General features: G+C 57.3%; 12 protein-coding genes. 8 read left to right on the forward strand and 4 right to left on the reverse strand.

Annotated features, from left to right (window positions below; translation table 11 throughout):
• Positions 1-3 precede the first annotated feature (3 nt).
• Both proB and proC read right to left on the reverse strand, forming a co-directional pair.
• Complete coding sequence (gene proB, locus ACKXGA_RS01425) at positions 4-780, reverse strand: glutamate 5-kinase (protein ID WP_423729912.1); 777 nt, start codon at positions 778-780, stop codon at positions 4-6.
• Positions 781-784: 4 nt separating this feature from the next.
• Positions 785-1,591: a pyrroline-5-carboxylate reductase gene (gene proC / locus ACKXGA_RS01430; protein ID WP_097772215.1), complete on the reverse strand. Its 807-nt coding sequence runs from the start codon at positions 1,589-1,591 to the stop codon at positions 785-787.
• A 299-nt stretch (positions 1,592-1,890) separates the two neighbouring features.
• Between proC and ACKXGA_RS01435 the strand changes: the two genes are divergently transcribed.
• From ACKXGA_RS01435 to ACKXGA_RS01445, 3 genes are all read left to right on the forward strand, one after another.
• Complete coding sequence (locus ACKXGA_RS01435; protein ID WP_242700784.1) at positions 1,891-2,481, forward strand: TetR-like C-terminal domain-containing protein; 591 nt, start codon at positions 1,891-1,893, stop codon at positions 2,479-2,481.
• A gap of 148 nt (positions 2,482-2,629) precedes the next feature.
• Complete coding sequence (locus ACKXGA_RS01440) at positions 2,630-4,405, forward strand: oleate hydratase (protein ID WP_423729913.1); 1,776 nt, start codon at positions 2,630-2,632, stop codon at positions 4,403-4,405.
• A gap of 72 nt (positions 4,406-4,477) precedes the next feature.
• On the forward strand, positions 4,478-5,902 hold the full coding sequence (locus ACKXGA_RS01445; protein WP_156069745.1) for a radical SAM protein: 1,425 nt from the start codon (positions 4,478-4,480) through the stop codon (positions 5,900-5,902).
• Between the two features lie 210 nt (positions 5,903-6,112).
• Here the strand turns inward: ACKXGA_RS01445 and ACKXGA_RS01450 are convergent, their stop codons facing one another.
• Both ACKXGA_RS01450 and ACKXGA_RS01455 read right to left on the reverse strand, forming a co-directional pair.
• Positions 6,113-7,324: an AI-2E family transporter gene (locus tag ACKXGA_RS01450; protein ID WP_156057923.1), complete on the reverse strand. Its 1,212-nt coding sequence runs from the start codon at positions 7,322-7,324 to the stop codon at positions 6,113-6,115.
• 51 nt (positions 7,325-7,375) lie between these two features.
• Entirely contained in the window at positions 7,376-8,722 is a 1,347-nt protein-coding gene (locus ACKXGA_RS01455; protein ID WP_154276266.1) for a butyryl-CoA:acetate CoA-transferase, read from the reverse strand.
• A 374-nt stretch (positions 8,723-9,096) separates the two neighbouring features.
• Here ACKXGA_RS01455 and coaD point away from each other — a divergent pair, with 374 nt between their 5' ends.
• The 5 genes from coaD to ACKXGA_RS01480 all read left to right on the forward strand — a co-directional run bounded on the left by coaD (position 9,097) and on the right by ACKXGA_RS01480 (position 14,006).
• The gene (coaD, locus tag ACKXGA_RS01460) at positions 9,097-9,600 is read left to right on the forward strand and encodes a pantetheine-phosphate adenylyltransferase (RefSeq protein WP_005932740.1); all 504 of its coding nucleotides are present in this window, start codon (positions 9,097-9,099) and stop codon (positions 9,598-9,600) included.
• Positions 9,601-9,688: 88 nt separating this feature from the next.
• Positions 9,689-10,903, forward strand: coding sequence for an acetyl-CoA C-acetyltransferase (locus ACKXGA_RS01465; RefSeq protein WP_249258232.1), 1,215 nt, complete (start codon positions 9,689-9,691; stop codon positions 10,901-10,903).
• A gap of 116 nt (positions 10,904-11,019) precedes the next feature.
• On the forward strand, positions 11,020-11,805 hold the full coding sequence (locus tag ACKXGA_RS01470) for an enoyl-CoA hydratase-related protein (protein WP_112143651.1): 786 nt from the start codon (positions 11,020-11,022) through the stop codon (positions 11,803-11,805).
• 39 nt (positions 11,806-11,844) lie between these two features.
• Positions 11,845-12,717, forward strand: coding sequence for a 3-hydroxyacyl-CoA dehydrogenase family protein (locus tag ACKXGA_RS01475; RefSeq protein ID WP_423729914.1), 873 nt, complete (start codon positions 11,845-11,847; stop codon positions 12,715-12,717).
• A gap of 119 nt (positions 12,718-12,836) precedes the next feature.
• Positions 12,837-14,006: an acyl-CoA dehydrogenase gene (locus ACKXGA_RS01480; protein ID WP_005932748.1), complete on the forward strand. Its 1,170-nt coding sequence runs from the start codon at positions 12,837-12,839 to the stop codon at positions 14,004-14,006.
• Positions 14,007-14,021 lie beyond the last annotated feature (15 nt).

The following is a 14,021-nucleotide window of genomic DNA, read 5'->3' on the forward strand; positions in this document are numbered from 1 at the left end:
GGATCAGCCCTCCTTTCTGCCCGCAAAGCGGGTGCCTGCGGGTCTGCCGTCTGCAATGTCGTAGAGCAGCTCCGGGTGGGAACCGTTGGCGATCACCATGTCCGCGCCCTCTGTCGTTACCATCTGGGCGGCACGGAGCTTGGTGGACATGCCGCCAGTGCCCAATGCGGAGCCTGCCCCGTCTGCCAGCGCCAGCACCTCCGGAGTGATGCGCTCTACCAGCGGGATGAGCCTTGCGTCCGGGTGGGTGTGGGGGTTGGCGGTGTACAGGCCGTCGATGTCGCTCAGCAGCACCAGCAGATCCGCATGGATGCAGCAGGTGACGATGGCGGCCAGCGTGTCATTGTCGCCGATAGAGGTGATCTCGTCGGTGGCAACGGTGTCGTTCTCGTTGATGATGGGCAGCGCACCCAGCTCCAGCAGCCGGGTCAGGGTGTTCTGGAAATTCAGCCGCCGTCCCTCGTGTTCCACATCCACACCGGTGAGCAGGATCTGCGCCACGTTGTGGTTGTAGGCGGTGAACAGGCGGTCGTAGGTGTACATCAGCTCACACTGGCCCACAGCGGCGCAGGCCTGCTTGGTGGCCATATCACCGGGGCGGGAGGGTAGGGACAGCTTGCCCACTCCCATGCCGATGGCACCGGACGAGACGAGGATGACCTCGTGCCCTGCGTTTTTCAGGTCGCTCAGTACCTTGACCAGATCCTCTGTGTGGCGGATGTTCAGCCGCCCGGTGGAGTGTGCCAGCGTGGAGGTGCCCACTTTGACGACGATGCGCATAAAATTAACCCTTTCCCATTTCCTTTGTCTTGTCGTAGGCGGCGATCACCGCATCGGTCACCGCGCCGCGGAAGCCGTGCTCTTCCAGCACGCGCACGCCCTGAATGGTGCTGCCGCCAGGGCTGCACACCGCATCCTTGAGCTCGCCGGGGTGTTTTCCGCTCTCCAGCACCAGCTTGGCGCTGCCCAATACCATCTGGGCTGCGTATTCCTGTGCCTTGGCCCGGGGCAGGCCGCAGGCCACGCCGCCATCGGCCAGCGCTTCAATGAACTGATACACCCAGGCCGGGCCGCAGCCGGAAACGCTGCTTGCCGCGTCGATCAGGGCCTCGGGCACAGCGTCCAGCCGCCCGGCAGGTGCCATCAGCTTCAGAAACTCCTGCTCCTCCTCCGCTGTCACATTGGCGGAGCAATACTGGATCATACCTGCCCCCACCGAAGCCGGGGTGTTGGGCATGATGCGGATTACGGGGTAATCTTCCCCCGCCATCTCCTGGATGCGCGCGATGGAAAGCCCTGCCGCCATGCTGCAAAGGATGAAGCGGCTCGGCCGCTCGTTCAGGGTGAACTTAAGCGGAGCCAGCAGAGCCTCCATCATCTGGGGCTTGACCGCCAGAAAGATCAGGTCGGAGCGGCCCGCCACTTCGGCGTTCGTGGTGGTGTTGCAGCCCAGCTCTGCGGCCAGAGCCTCTGCCTTGGCGGCAGTGCGGTTGGCAAGATAAACGTTCTGTGGGTCGGCAGCCTTGCAGACGGCCCGCGCAATGGCACCGCCCATGTTCCCACAGCCTAAAAATCCGATGGTCTTGATCATACTTGCTTTCCCTTCCTTTCTCACTCAGAAAGAAATAAATGGAACGCACATTCGTTCCACTCCATCCATTGTAAGCGCCCGGAGCCAGAAAATCAAGAGGAACCTCCCGGAAACCCGGCAAAAAGGCGGCGGGACAGCTGCAAAATGGAGAAGAACGTGAAAAAAATATCAAAATGAGAGATTTTGAACTTGCAAAACGGGGGGCATTTGCGTTATAGTATAAAGGAAGTATTCTTACTTCTCTGGCCCCATAGGGCGGCCACCACGGTCAGCGGCACAGTGTGTGCCGCTGGGAAAGGATGGATCTCGTGTCGCAAACTACAAAAAGGGCGCTGGAAGCATCGCTGAAAAAGCTGCTGCTTCAAAAACCGCTGAATAAGATCACCATCAATGATATCACCGAGGACTGCGGCGTGAACCGTATGACCTTCTACTACCACTTCAAGGACATCTACGACCTCGTGGATTGGATCATGGTCGAAGATGCCGCCAAGGCGCTGGAGGGCAGACAGAGCTTTGAGAACTGGACAGATGCCTTTCTGGACATCCTGCATCAGGTGCAGGACAACAAGGTTCTGGTGATGAATGTTTACCGCTCCGTGAGCCGTGAGCAGTTGGAACAGTACTTATATAAACTGCTGGACTCCATGCTGCGGGACTTTGTGGACCGCAGTGCGCAGGGCTTTACCGTGCAGGATTCCGACAAGCAGTTCATCATCGACTTTTACAAATACGCGCTGGTGGGCATGGCACTGGAATGGATCCGCAGGGATATGAAGGAGGACCCCGTCCGGATGACCGAGCGGCTGAATGTTCTGCTTCATGGCGAGCTTGAGCGGGCGCTCCGCCGCTTCCGCACCGACCGCAGCCCCGCAGATCTTGACGACTGACAATATTTTATCAATCCGGGCACCGTGATGGGTTTTCCATCACGGTGCTTTTTCTGTTTATGGCTTTCCGTTTGACAAAATGTTACAGTATGATCAGCGCAAAATGAAAGGTGAAAACCTGGAAACCACAGCAAACGGAGGGAATAAAATGTATTATTCCAGCGGGAACTATGAGGCCTTTGCGCGCCCGAAAAAGCCTGCGGGAGTGGATCGGAAATCGGCCTATCTCGTGGGCACCGGTCTGGCGGCGCTGACAGCTGCCTGCTACCTGGTCCGTGACGGTCAGATGAAAGGGGAGCATATCCATCTCTTTGAAAAGGGGTCCATCCCCGGCGGTGCCTGTGATGGCTGCCAGTACCCCGGCATTGGTTATGTGATGCGGGGCGGCCGGGAGATGGATGACCATTTTGAAGTCATGTGGGATCTGTTCCGCTCCATCCCGTCGCTTGAGACCGAGGGCGCAAGCGTGCTGGATGAGTACTACTGGCTGAACAAGGCAGATCCCAACTACTCGCTCTGCCGCGCCACGGAAAACCGGGGGCAGAACGCCCACACCGATGGGAAGTTCGGCCTTTCGGATCAGGGCTGCATGGAACTCATCAAGCTCTTTTTTACCCCGGATGAGCAGCTCTATGATAAGCGCATCACCGATGTCTTTGACGCGGAGGTGTTCTCTTCCAACTTCTGGCTTTACTGGCGCACCATGTTCGCCTTTGAGAACTGGCACAGCGCACTGGAAATGAAGCTCTATCTGAAGCGCTACATCCACCATGTGGGTGGTCTGCCTGATCTGCGGGCGCTGCGCTTTACCCGGTACAACCAGTACGAGAGCATGATCCTGCCCATGATCCGCTATCTGGAGGGGCACGGCGTGCGCTTCCACTACAACACCAAGGTCACCAACATTGAGTTCGAGCTGACCGAGGGCAAAAAGCAGGCCAGGACCATCTGCCTGCTGGTGGACGATGAAGCGGAACGGGTGGACCTGACCGAGAATGATCTGGTGTTCATCACCAACGGCGGCTGCGTGGAAAGCACCTCCATCGGCTCTCAGGATCAGCCTGCAGTGTTCAACCCCACCCTCCGGCCCGGCAACGGCTGGGATCTGTGGAAGAAGATCGCCGCGCAGGATGAGGCCTTTGGCCGCCCGGAAAAGTTCTGCTCCGATCCGGAACAGACCAACTGGATGAGCGCCACGGTCACCACGCTGGACGAACGCATCGTGCCCTACATCCAGAACATCTGCCAGCGTGACCCGTTCAGCGGCAGGACTGTCACAGGCGGCATCGTCACGGCGCGGGATTCCGGCTGGCTGCTCAGCTGGACATTCAACCGTCAGCCCCAGTTCCGGGATCAGCCCAAGGGCCAGCTCGTGGGCTGGATCTACGGCCTGTTCAGCAACACGTCCGGCGACTACATCAAAAAGCCCATGCGGGATTGCACCGGCAAGGAGATCTGCATGGAGTGGCTGTATCATCTGGGAGTCCCCGAAAACCAGATCGAGGATCTGGCGGAGCACAGTGCCAACACCGTGCCTGTGATGATGCCCTATATCACAGCTTTCTTCATGCCCCGCACAGCAGGCGACCGTCCGGCGGTGGTGCCGGAGGGCGCAGTGAACTTTGCCTTCATCGGCCAGTTTGCCGAGACGAAGCGGGATACCATCTTCACCACCGAGTATTCCATGCGCACCGGCATGGAAGCCGTGTACACCCTGCTGGATATCGACCGGGGCGTGCCGGAGGTCTGGGGCAGCACCTACGATGTCCGCGACCTGCTGAACGCCGCTGTTCAGCTGCGGGATGGCAAACCCCTGAGTGATCTGAAAATGAACTGGATCAAAAAATTCGCACTGGGAAAAGCGGTAGAAAAGGTACAGGACACCGACCTGGGCCGTCTGCTGCTGGAGTATAAGATCATCTGAGCGCCGGGAATTCAGCCCGGCAGGCAGGGGAGAGAGCCCTGTAAAATTCTATTGAATCTGGAGGAAATAAAAATGAATACCGCATTTGATTCTCTGACGCACAAAATGCAGCGTGCTGCACTGGGCAAGACTGTGGATCTCGTGCTTTCTCACGCTGAGAAGGACCCCGCCAAGACGGTTGGACAGATCGTAGATCTTTCAAAGCAGTTCTACGGCGATTCCTTCAGCGAGGAGACCTACGCACACGCCAAGCAGACCCTGACCGACCCCAACAGCAAGTGGTCGAAGCTCATCAACTGTATGCTGAACCAGCTGGACCCCAACGTGGCCCGCACCACGGCCCTGAACCTGGGCTATGAGGCCTTCTTCCGCGGTACCAAGACCATCCGCGAGAATCGTGTCAAATATCAGTGCAACATTCCCTGGCTGATCCTGTTTGACCCCACCTCTGCCTGCAATATGCACTGCGTGGGCTGCTGGGCCGGTGAGTACGGCCACAAGAACAACCTGAGCTTCGATGATATGGATAAGATCGTCACCGAGGGCAAGGAGCTGGGCGTTTATCTGTACATGCTCACCGGCGGTGAGCCGCTGGTGCGCAAGGCCGATATCCTCAAGCTGGCCGAGAAGCACAACGATGTGCAGTTTGCCATCTATACCAACTCCACCCTGATCGATGAGCCGTTCTGCAAAGAGGTCGTCCGCCTGGGCAATATTGCGTTTATGCTGTCCATCGAGGGCACCCCGGAAACCAACGATGCCCGCCGCGGCGAGGGCCACTATGCTGCCGTTATGCGCGCGATGGATCTGCTCAAGGAGCACGGCATCCTGTTCGGCACCTCCATCTGCTACACCCGCGACAACATCGAAGCCGTTACCAGCGATGAGTTCATGCGTTTCCTCTGCGATAAGGGTGCACACTTCGGCTTCTACTTCCACTACATGCCCGTGGGCAACGAGGCAGCGCCTGAACTGATGCCCTCTCCCGAGCAGCGCAAGTACATGATCCAGCGCATCCGTTACCTGCGCAGTGAAGCCTGCGATATCCCGTTCTACCCCATGGACTTCCAAAACGATGGCGAGTTCGTGGGCGGCTGCATTGCCGGCGGCCGCAACTACTTCCACATCAACTCGGCCGGTGACGCAGAGCCCTGCGTGTTCATCCACTATTCCAACGCCAACATCCACGACAGCAGTATCCTGGAGATCCTGCAGAGTCCGCTGTTCATGGCCTACCACAACGGCCAGCCCTTCAACAAGAACCATCTGCGCCCCTGCCCCATGCTGGAAAACCCCGAGCTGCTGCGCAAGATGGTTCACGAGACCGGCGCCCACAGCACCGACCTCCAGAGCCCGGAAAGCGTCGATCATCTGTGCGACAAGTGCAAGTCCTATGCCGCCAACTGGCAGCCGACCGCCGACGAGATCTGGTCCCATACCAAGATCCGCGAGAGCCGCTATGAGAACTATAAGGACTGGAAGCCCAATCAGCAGTAATTGCAGGTATTCCCCCTGAAATCTCCCTTTTTGGTTTATCTGCCCTGAAAGGCGAAGCTCCCCCTTCCCCAAGCGCCGAGACAGCGCCGGGAAGGGGGAGCTTTGCGTTTCTCGGCTGCTCTGAGAAAATCATGCGGTAGGAATACAAAAACCGGCCCCGCCTCCCATGCAGGAGACAGAGCCGGTTTTGCGATTCTATTGTGTTTGGGATCACTCGTCGTCGGGGTCACCGAAGGCATCGTGATAGAGGTTTACCATGCCGGATTCGTCGTTGCGATTCAGGCCGTGGAACACCAGCTTTTTGATGACATCATAGATGACAGCAAAAAGCGGAACGCCGATGATCATGCCCACAAAGCCCCACAGGCCGCCGAACAGCAGGATGGCGAACAGCACCCAGAAGCTGGAGAGGCCGGTGGTGTTGCCCAGGATCTTGGGTCCGATGATGTTGCCGTCCACCTGCTGCAGCACCAGCACGAACAGCACGAACCAGAGTGCCTTGATGGGGTTCTGGATCAGGATGAGCAGGGTGGCGGGAATGGCACCGATGAAGGGGCCGAAGAAGGGGATAACATTGGTCACGCCGATGATGACCGACACCAGCAGGGCACTGGGGAACTTGAAGATCAGGCAGGCGATATAGCACAGCACGCCGATGATGGCAGAATCCAGGATCTTGCCGTTGATGAAGCCGCCGAACATCCGGTCAGCGTAACGGACTTCCTCCATGATGAGGTCGGCCCAGCGGGGCTTGACCAAACTATAAAGGATGAGCTTGCCCTGCTGCCCGAACTTCTTCCGGCTGGCCAGCAGATACACCGAAACGATGAGGCCGATGACGAAATTCTTGATCCAGGTCACCACGTTCACCACGCCCACGGCGGCACCGCTGAGGATGTTCTGCATGGAGGGGAGCAGGGTGTTTTTGATCCAGGCATCCAGGTTGGCATCCAGGCTGTCGTAAGAGTTCTCGATGAAGTCCAGCAGCTTTTTGTTGTTGGCAATGAACTCCTGCTTGGAGATCCACTCCACAAAGTCGCCGATGTTGTCCCGCGCCGTGAAGTACAGGGCGGTCACACTGTTGATGAGCTGCGGCACGATCATCATGATCAGAGCGTAGATCAGCAGCAGGCCGAACAGGATGGTCAGAGCAACGGCCAGCATGTTGGCAAAGCGGTGCATCCTTTCCGGGAACAGCTTGTGGAGAAATGCTTCAATCCAGTTGCACACCGGCTTGAGCAGATAGGCAATGACACTGCCGTAGATAAAGGGCATCAGGATGCCGGTCAGGGTTGAAACGGCGTTGCCGAAGCCCTGAAAGCGGTAGATCAGGAAAAAGAAGAGGATGCTCAGGCTGATCGCGCCAAAGCCTGCGAACATTCCGTAGAGATAGGGTTTGATATGCGGTTTTTTGTCCATCATGTCATAGAAACTCCATTCCTGCCGCAGACAGCAGGATTCCCTGCGGCAATGTCAGCGCTTGTTGCTCCTGCGCCAGATGTGCAGCTTTTCGGCTTCGGCGATCAGCTCGTCCCGGAAATCGGGGTGTGCCACACTGATCAGTGCTTCTGCCTTTTCCCAGCTGGTCAGTCCCTTCAGGTTGACACAGCCGTACTCGGTGCACAGGTAGTGCACGTTTGCGCGGGTGTCGGTGACGATGCTGCCGTTTTCCAGGGTAGGACGGATGCGGCTCTCCAGCTTGCCGGTCTTTTTATTCATAAAGGTAGAGGACAGGCAGATGAAGCTCTTGCCGCCATTGGAAAGGTATGCGCCCAGAACAAAGTCCAGCTGACCGCCTGCACCGGAAATGTGCTTGATGCCTGCACTCTCCGCGTTCACCTGACCGAACAGATCAATATCCACCGCATTGTTGATGGAGATGAAGTTGTCGATGGCGGAGATGCTGCGGATGTCATTGGTGTACTCCACGGGAGCGGCCATGCACTCCGGGTTGTTGTTCAGGTAATCGTACATCTTCTGGGTACCTGCACCAAAGGCGTAGACCTGACGGCCCTTGTCCAGATTCTTGTGGCGGCCGGTGATCTTGCCTGCCTTTGCAATATCTACAAAGGCATCCACATACATCTCAGTGTGCACGCCCAGATCCTTCAGGTCGCTCTGCGCGATCAGGTTGCCGATGGCGTTGGGCATACCGCCGATGCCCAGCTGCAGGCAGGCACCGTCGGGGATCTGCGGGACGATGAGATTTGCCACCTTCAGATCGACCTCGGTGGCGGCACCGGCAGCGGCCATCTGGCCGATGGGCGGGTTGCTGCCCTCCACAACACCGGCAACCTGGGAGATGTGCACCCAGTTCTCGGTGCCGCCCAGGCATTTGGGCATGTTCCGGTTGACCTCAACGATGATCTTTTTGGCCTTATCGCAGACGGCACCCAGGTGGGAAGCACAGGGACCAAAGTTGAAATAGCCATGCTCGTCCATGGGAGTCACCTGGAACACCGCCACATCCACGGGGTCAGAGCTGTCGCGGTAGTAGCGGGGCAGTTCAGAGTAGCGGATGGGGGAGTAGAAGGAAAAGCCCTGGGCAATGGCCTTGCGCTCAATGCCGCCCATGTGCCAGCTGTTCCAGGTCATGTGGGCAGCAGGATCTTCGATCTGGAAGATGGCGGGCACCCACATCAGGATGCCGCCGCGGAAGTTGACATCCTCCAGCTCAGGCAGACGCTTTGCAATGGCAGCGTCCACTGCAACGGGGGTGTTCACGGCCCAGCCGTAATCCACCCAGTCGCCGCTTTTGACCAACGCGGCAGCCTGGTCAGCTGTCATTTTCTTCTGCGCATACAATTCCGTAAAATCCATTATAAACCATCCTCTCTTACAATAACATAAAGGAATTGTAAATTCCAACTTAGTTATATCATTAACAAACGGGAGAATCAATACTTTCCTGGCAAAAAACAGGGCTGAATGCAATATAACTAAAAATCTTAGCTTTTTGTAGAGATTCTTTGGTGCACAAAAAATAAATTTTACGCAAAAAATACTTGATAAAATTTTGACGATGTGCTTTACTTATAGCGTAGCAGGATGCATCGTGGCACTGCGGGTGGGATTGTTTAAAAATTAACGATACACCGTAGCAGAAGAAAAGAACATCTTGCACAGCAAACTGGAAAGTGCTATCATGTCAGAACCAATGCGCTTTTCAAAGGCGCGCAAGGAGGACAAAACCGATGGCAACTGCAGTTTACCCCGGGTCGTTCGATCCGGTCACACGAGGTCATCTCGATATCATCAAGCGCGCGGCAAAGATCAACGATCACCTGATCGTGGCCGTGCTCATCAACAGTGCAAAGCACCCATTGTTCACCGTGGAGGAGCGGGTGGCCCTGCTGCAGGAATGCTGCAAGGGTATCCCCAATGTCACGGTGGAGAGCTTCGACGGCCTGACCGTGGAGTTCGCCAAGAAGCGCCACGCTTCGGTCATGGTGCGGGGCCTGCGGGCGGTAACGGATTTTGAAAACGAGATCCAGCTGGCGCAGACCAATCATGCGCTGATGCCCGGCATCGAGACCATGTTCCTTGCAACCAGCATCAAGTGGAGCTATCTTTCCTCTACCATTGTAAAGGAAGCCGCTCGCTACGGCAGCAGCATCTCCAAGTTCGTTACCCCGAATGTGGAAGCCGCCGTGGAGCAGAAGATGGCCGAGCTGCGCAGCAGGGGAGAGAACGTCTGACCCCCATTCCTTATGCAAGAAACGCTTCGGCGTTTTGATAAAACAGTCTTTCTTAAATCACAACATACACAATCAGGAGGCTATTCACATGAAAAAGATCGTTATCGCATCTGCATGCCGTACCGCCATTGGTAAGTTCGGTGGCACCCTTGCCAACGTCCCCGCTGCTGAGCTGGGCTCCATCGTCATCAAGGAGGCTCTGAACCGCGCAAACGTCAAGCCTGAGCAGGTCGATCATGTTTACATGGGCTGCGTGATCCAGGCTGGTCTGGGCCAGAACGTTGCCCGTCAGGCTTCCCTGAAGGCTGGCCTGCCCATCGAGACCCCCGCTGTCACCGTCAACGTGGTCTGCGGTTCCGGTCTGAACTGCGTGAACATGGCTGCTCAGATGATCGAGGCAGGCGATGCTGATATCGTGGTCGCAGGCGGCATGGAGAACATGGACATGGCTCCCTTTGCAATGATGAAGGGCCGTTACGGCTACCGCATGGGCGCTCCCATGGGCAAGAGCGAGCTGGTCGATACCATGGTCAACGATGCTCTGTGGGATGCCACCGGCTTCAACAAGCACATGGGCATGACCGCTGAGAATGTCTGCACCAACGAGACCTTCCAGAAGAAGTACGGCTACAGCCCCATCACCCGCGAGATGCTGGATGAGTTCTCCTACAACAGCCAGGTCAAGGCTGACAAGGCCATCAAGGACGGCGCTTTCAAGGACGAGATCGTTCCTGTTGTCATCAAGGGCAAGAAGGGCGACACCGTGTTCGATACCGATGAAGGCCCCCGTCTGACCCCGGTCGAGAAGCTGGGAACCCTGAAGCCCGCTTTCACCAAGGACGGCATCGTGACCGCAGGCAACTCTTCCGCCATCAACGACGGCGCTGCTGCTCTGGTCATTATGAGTGAGGAGAAGGCCAAGGAGCTGGGCGTTAAGCCTCTGGCAACCTGGGTCGCCGGTGCTCTGGCAGGTGTTGAGCCTGAGGTCATGGGTCTGGGCCCCATCGCAGCAACCAAGAAGGTCATGGCTAAGACCGGCCTGACTGTTGCTGACATGGACCTGATCGAGGCCAACGAGGCATTTGCTGCACAGTCTGTGGCTGTCAGCCAGGCTCTGAACTTCGATATGAGCAAGGTGAACGTCAACGGCGGCGCCATCGCTCTGGGCCACCCGGTCGGCGCTTCCGGCGCTCGTATCCTGGTTACCCTGCTGTACGCTATGAAGCACCGTGGTGCTCACAAGGGTCTGGCTACCCTGTGCATCGGCGGCGGCATGGGCTGCGCTACCATCGTTGAGATGTAAGCTCCCCCTTTGGAATTGAATTGAATGACAGCCCGCGCCCCGGCTCAGACCGGAGACTCTGCCGGGGCGCGGGAGCTGTTTTGAAACACTGAGAATCTGAATTGGAGGTTTTCACAATGGCTTTTGTAAAAACCGAGGTGCAGGGCGCTGTCGAGATCATCACCATCGACCGTCCCAAGGCACTGAATGCCCTGAACCCTGAGGTTCTGGCAGACCTGAAGGCAGCTTTTGAGGCTGTCGATCAGGAGACCATCCGCTGCATCGTCCTGACCGGCGAAGGCGACAAGAGCTTCGTTGCAGGCGCTGATATCGGCTCCATGAGCACCATGACCAAGGCAGAGGGCGAGGCCTTCGGCAAGCTGGGCAATGACGTGTTCCTGATGATCGAGAGCTTCCCCATCCCCGTCATTGCAGCCGTCAACGGCTTTGCACTGGGCGGCGGCAATGAGCTGGCCATGAGCTGCGACATCCGCATCTGCTCTGACAACGCCGTGTTTGGTCAGCCCGAAGTTGGTCTGGGCATCACCCCGGGCTTCGGCGGCACCCAGCGTCTGGCACGTCTGGTCGGCATGGGCATGGCAAAGCAGCTGGTCTACTCTGCCCTGAACATCAAGGCAGACGAGGCATACCGCATTGGTCTGGTCAACGCCGTGTATCCGCAGGCTGAACTGATGGAGAACGTGCTGAAGCTGGCCGGCAAGATCGCCAAGAACGCTCCCATTGCAGTGCGCAACTGCAAGAAGGCCATCAACGGTGGCATCAGCCTGCCCATTGAGAAGGCTGTGGAAGTTGAGGAGAAGCTGTTCGGCGATTGCTTCGAGACCCACGACCAGAAGGAAGGCATGGCCTGCTTCCTGAGCCGTGAGAAACCGAAGCCCAAGGCAGTGTTCACCAACAACTAATCAACTATACAATTTTTGATATTAAAGGAGAGATTTCCTATGAAGATCGGTGTTATCGGCGCTGGCACTATGGGTCAGGGCATCGCTAAGGCATTTGCACAGGTTGAGGGCAACACCGTTGCTCTGTGCGACATCAAGCAGGAGTGGGCTGAGAACGGCCTGGCAAAGATCAAGAAGGGCTACGAGAAGCTGGTTGCTAAGGGCAAGATCCCCCAGGAAAAGGCTGACGCGATCGTTGCAGCCATCACCCCGGGCCTGAAGGAAGATCTGTGCGCAGACTGCGACCTGATCGTTGAGGCTGCTTTTGAGGATATGAAGGTCAAGCAGACCACTTTCGGCGAGCTGGATAAGATCTGCAAGCCCGAGTGCATCTTCGCTTCCAACACTTCTTCTCTGTCCATCACCGAGATCGGCAAGGGCCTGAGCCGTCCTCTGGTCGGTATGCACTTCTTCAACCCTGCTGACCGCATGAAGCTGATCGAGGTCATCGCCGGCTGCAACACCCCCGCTGAGACCGTTGAGAAGATCAAGGAGATCTCCGTTGCCATCGGCAAGAGCCCTGTTCAGGTCAACGAGGCTGCTGGCTTTGTGGTCAACCGCATCCTGATCCCCATGATCAACGAGGCTGCCTTCATCAAGATGGAGGGCGTTTCCGATATCGCAGGCATCGATACCGCTATGAAGCTGGGTGCCAACCACCCCATGGGACCCCTGGAGCTGGGCGACTTCATCGGCCTGGATATCTGCCTGGCTATCATGGATGTCCTGTACCATGAGACCGGCGACAGCAAGTATCGCGCCTGCCCGCTGATCCGCAAGATGGTTCGCGGCGGCAACCTGGGCTGCAAGACCGGCAAGGGCTTCTACGTTTACAACGCAGACCGCACCAAGACCCCTGTTGACCAGCTGTAATTTCTGATAAACATTTCTCCCGGCCGTGGGGAAAGCGGTCGGGAGGAATTTGTTTGCAACCGGGTAGGGGAGAACCCCGACCCCGGGAGATAAAAAACACCCGTTAGGAGGATATAGCGATGGATTTTACTCTGTCCAAGCAGCAGCAGATGGTACAGAAGATGTACCGCGAGTTTGCTGAAAACGAAGTCAAGCCCCTGGCTAAGAAGGTTGATGCAGAAGAGTACTTCCCCAAAGAGACCGTCGAGAAGATGGGCAAGCTGGGCATGATGGGCATTTACTTCCCCACCTCTGTCGGCGGTGCAGGCGGCGATGTGCTGTCCTACGTCATGGCAGTGGAGGAGCTGAGCAAGGTCTGTGGCACCACCGGTGTCATCGTCTCCGCTCACACCAGCCTGTGCGCTGCTCCTATTTATGAGAACGGCACCCCCGAGCAGAAGGCAAAGTACCTGCCCAAGCTGTGCAGCGGCGAGTGGCTGGGCGCTTTCGGCCTGACCGAGCCGGGCGCTGGTACCGATGCACAGGGTCAGCAGACCATTGCCAAGGAAGAGGATGACTGCTGGGTCCTGAATGGCTCCAAGATCTTCATCACCAACGCCGGTTTCGCTGATGTCTTTATCGTCATCGCTGTCACCGACCGCGTTCTGGATAAGAAGGGCCGTCCCACCAAGCTGTGCTCTGCCTTCATCGTTGAGCGCACCGATCCGGGCTTCTCCGTCGGTAAGGCTGAGGATAAGATGGGCATCCGTGGTTCTTCCACCTGCGAGCTGATCTTCGAGGATTGCCGTATCCCGAAGGATCGTATGCTGGGCGTGCGCGGCAAGGGCTTCCAGCTGGCCATGGCTACCCTGGATGGCGGCCGTATCGGCATCGCTTCTCAGGCTCTGGGCATTGCCGAGGGCGCTCTGGAGGAGACCGTTGCCTACGTCAAGGAGCGCAAGCAGTTTGGCCGCAGCATCTCCGCATTCCAGAACACCCAGTTCGAGCTGGCTGAGATGAAGGCTCGCGTTGAGGCTGCCAAGTATCTGGTCTACGCTGCCGCTCTGAAGAAGCAGCAGGCCATGGATGGCGCAAAGGTCCGTTACAGCGTGGAGGCTGCTCAGGCTAAGCTGATCGCAGCCCGCACCGCAAGCGATGTGACCCGCCGCTGCCTGCAGCTGTTCGGCGGTTACGGCTACACCCGTGACTACCCCATCGAGCGCATGATGCGTGATGCCAAGATCACTGAGATCTACGAGGGCACCAGCGAAGTGCAGATGATGGTCATTTCCGGCGCTCTGCTGAAGTAAGGGAGGTAAGATTTA

Origin of the sequence: Faecalibacterium hominis (ex Afrizal et al. 2022), from assembly GCF_049545105.1 — a bacterium.
In the GTDB taxonomy this organism is placed as follows: domain Bacteria; phylum Bacillota; class Clostridia; order Oscillospirales; family Ruminococcaceae; genus Faecalibacterium; species Faecalibacterium duncaniae.

Coding starts and splice junctions, on each gene's coding strand:
- ACKXGA_RS01480 (WP_005932748.1), top strand. CDS start 12,837: ATGGATTTTACTCTGTCCAAGCAGCAGCAGATGGTACAGAAGATGTAC.
- ACKXGA_RS01450 (WP_156057923.1), bottom strand. CDS start 7,324: ATGATGGACAAAAAACCGCATATCAAACCCTATCTCTACGGAATGTTC.
- ACKXGA_RS01445 (WP_156069745.1), top strand. CDS start 4,478: ATGAATACCGCATTTGATTCTCTGACGCACAAAATGCAGCGTGCTGCA.
- ACKXGA_RS01455 (WP_154276266.1), bottom strand. CDS start 8,722: ATGGATTTTACGGAATTGTATGCGCAGAAGAAAATGACAGCTGACCAG.
- proC (WP_097772215.1), bottom strand. CDS start 1,591: ATGATCAAGACCATCGGATTTTTAGGCTGTGGGAACATGGGCGGTGCC.
- coaD (WP_005932740.1), top strand. CDS start 9,097: ATGGCAACTGCAGTTTACCCCGGGTCGTTCGATCCGGTCACACGAGGT.
- proB (WP_423729912.1), bottom strand. CDS start 780: ATGCGCATCGTCGTCAAAGTGGGCACCTCCACGCTGGCACACTCCACC.
- ACKXGA_RS01465 (WP_249258232.1), top strand. CDS start 9,689: ATGAAAAAGATCGTTATCGCATCTGCATGCCGTACCGCCATTGGTAAG.
- ACKXGA_RS01475 (WP_423729914.1), top strand. CDS start 11,845: ATGAAGATCGGTGTTATCGGCGCTGGCACTATGGGTCAGGGCATCGCT.
- ACKXGA_RS01440 (WP_423729913.1), top strand. CDS start 2,630: ATGTATTATTCCAGCGGGAACTATGAGGCCTTTGCGCGCCCGAAAAAG.
- ACKXGA_RS01435 (WP_242700784.1), top strand. CDS start 1,891: ATGGATCTCGTGTCGCAAACTACAAAAAGGGCGCTGGAAGCATCGCTG.
- ACKXGA_RS01470 (WP_112143651.1), top strand. CDS start 11,020: ATGGCTTTTGTAAAAACCGAGGTGCAGGGCGCTGTCGAGATCATCACC.